A 664-nucleotide genomic window follows, 5' to 3' on the forward strand; every position below is an offset into this window, starting at 1 on the left:
GTTGAATTGGCAACACATGCTGGATTTTTACCGATTAAGAGCCATTGAGGGCGTGGAGCGGGTGAGCGGCGAGAGTTACCAACGCAACGTTTGTTTGGATAACAGCAAAGCGTGGTTTAAGGCGAGCAAAGGTGAAGGAAACCTTGAGCTTGAATTCGAAATTGAAGAAGTTGCGAAGCTGCAAAATTTAGTGTCTGGAGTGCGGCGTATGTTCGATCTCGACACCGATATCTGTACTGTCGAGCAGCATTTGGATTATGTGGCACCAGGGCTTGTTTCGAACCGAGGCATTCGGATTCCTGGGGTGTGGAATGCTTGGGAAGCCGGGGTTAGAGCCATTCTTGGTCAACAAGTGTCGGTCAAGGCCGCGATAGGCCAGCTTAATTTATTGGTGAAAACGCTCAGTGGTGATGCTGACAAGCGCTTTTTCCCGACACCAGATGCGATTGCGAATGCCGACGTGAGTTTTTTGCGGATGCCGCAAAGTCGTAAAGAGACGTGGGTGCGTTTCGCTCAGTTTATGCAAAGCAACGCGGAGACGGATCCGCAACAATGGTTAGCGTTGAAAGGCATTGGACCTTGGACCGTCAGTTATGCTCAACTGCGTGGGCAATCCCAACCCGATTGCTTTTTAGATAAAGACTTAGTGGTGAAAAAAGCGATG

At 49.5% G+C, this 664-nt stretch carries 1 protein-coding gene; it reads left to right on the top strand.

The window, feature by feature from the left end; translation table 11 throughout:
* Positions 1 to 664: DNA-3-methyladenine glycosylase family protein (locus tag R7F64_RS23945; protein WP_318072161.1), on the top strand; the 664-nt coding region annotated here is incomplete at both ends.

The sequence above is a fragment of the Vibrio sp. Vb1980 genome (genome assembly GCF_033338615.1).
GTDB classification, from domain to species: Bacteria; Pseudomonadota; Gammaproteobacteria; order Enterobacterales; family Vibrionaceae; genus Vibrio; species Vibrio alginolyticus.